Source organism: Rhizobium sp. UBA1881 (genome assembly GCF_002338015.1).
Lineage (GTDB): Bacteria > Pseudomonadota > Alphaproteobacteria > Rhizobiales > Rhizobiaceae > Rhizobium.
Window position 1 is genome coordinate 2,800 of record NZ_DDHH01000205.1, and the last position, 1,550, is coordinate 4,349.

At 61.8% G+C, this 1,550-nt stretch carries 3 protein-coding genes; all 3 read left to right on the forward strand.

The features are described 5' to 3' along the window. Positions 1 to 722, forward strand: a 722-nt coding sequence (locus B3605_RS25045) for a M16 family metallopeptidase (RefSeq protein WP_296436818.1), incomplete at its 5' end; no start/stop codon positions are given. 29 nt (positions 723 to 751) lie between these two features. Further along, entirely contained in the window at positions 752 to 1,366 is a 615-nt protein-coding gene (locus tag B3605_RS25050) for a GNAT family N-acetyltransferase (protein ID WP_018899059.1), read from the forward strand. Further along, positions 1,363 to 1,550: hypothetical protein (locus B3605_RS25055; RefSeq protein WP_296436819.1), on the forward strand; the 188-nt coding region annotated here is incomplete at its 3' end. The genes B3605_RS25050 and B3605_RS25055, both read left to right, overlap by 4 nt.

A 1,550-nucleotide genomic window follows, 5' to 3' on the forward strand; every position in this document is an offset into this window, starting at 1 on the left:
TGCAGCATGACGAGTTCGTGCGCATGGTCGAGGAGCGATTCGCTTCGCTGCCGACCGCGCCGAGCGCCACGCCGGTCATGGACCCCGCCAAATATATCGGCGGCAACATCCGCGAGACGCGCGACCTGATGGACGCCCAGATCCTGCTCGGCTTCGAGGGCAAGGCCTATCACGCGCGCGACTTCTACTGTTCGCAGATCCTCGCCAACATCCTCGGCGGCGGCATGTCGTCCCGCCTGTTCCAGGAAGTGCGCGAAATCCGCGGCCTCTGCTATTCGATCTATGCCTTCCACTGGGGCTTTTCCGACACCGGCATCTTCGGCATTCATGCCGCGACCGGCGGCGAGAACCTGCCGGAACTGGTGCCCGTCATCATCGACGAGCTGCACAAGTCGGCGACCTCGATCGACCAGAAGGAAATCGAACGCGCCCGCGCGCAGATCCGCGCGCAGCTTCTGATGGGCCAGGAAAGCCCGGCGGCGCGCGCCGGCCAGGTGGCGCGGCAGATGATGCTCTACGGCCGGCCGATCTCCAATCCTGAAATGATGGAGCGGCTGGAAGGCATCACCATCGAACGCCTGACCGACCTTGCAGGCCGGCTGTTCTTCGACACCGTGCCGACGCTTTCGGCGATCGGCCCGCTCGAGCATCTGGCGCCGATGGAAGACATCGCTGCGTCGCTCACCTCGCCTGCCCCACAGGGCAAGCAAGCCGTACTTTGAACCTGCATTCGCGTTGCCGGGAGTGATCGATGCCAAAATCGGTGTTTCGGTTCCTGTCTCGGCAGCCGGAAGCAGTTGAAATCGAAGACGCCAATTATGTGCTGCGGTTGCCGCGCTACCAGGACTTCAACCAGTGGCACAAGCTGCGGTCGGCAAGCCGGGGCTTTCTCGAGCGCTGGGAACCGACCTGGCGCCGCGACGAGCTGACAGAAGGCTCGTATCGGGCGCGCGTCATTCGCGGCAAGCAGGAATACGCGTCCGGACAGGCCGTTCCGTTGCTTCTTTTCCACCGTGAAAACATGACGCTGCTCGGCGGCATCACCATCGGCTATATCAGGCGCGGGGCGGCACAGAGCTGCATGATCGGCTACTGGATGGGCGAAGCGCATGCCGGCCAGGGCCATATGTTCGCCGCACTTCAATTGGTTATACCCTACATCTTCGCAGGCCTTGAGTTGCACCGTATCGAAGCAGCCTGTATTCCAGACAATGCTCGGAGCATCCGCCTGCTTGAAAAAGCCGGGTTTCAGCGGGAAGGCTATCTGCGCGGATACTTGAAGATCAACGGTCAGTGGCATGATCACGTGATGTTTTCACTGCTCGCCACCGATACGGATAAAGGCAGGATAACCGACAGCCGATGACCAACAAACGCATGCTGCACCCATCACCATCTGGACGTTTCGTCGCGGTGATCGCAGCGCTTTTCCTGTCGGCTTTGGCGCTGATGGCAGGGGTCGCGCAGGCGGCCGAACCGGTGAAGATTTCCCGCGACGACACCGCGCTCGATCTGACCAAGACCACCGAGATCTACGCCAACCAGGGCGA

Bases quoted from the DNA above. Each gene is read 5' to 3' on its own strand.
- B3605_RS25050 (WP_018899059.1), top strand. From the start codon at position 752: ATGCCAAAATCGGTGTTTCGGTTCCTGTCTCGGCAGCCGGAAGCAGTT.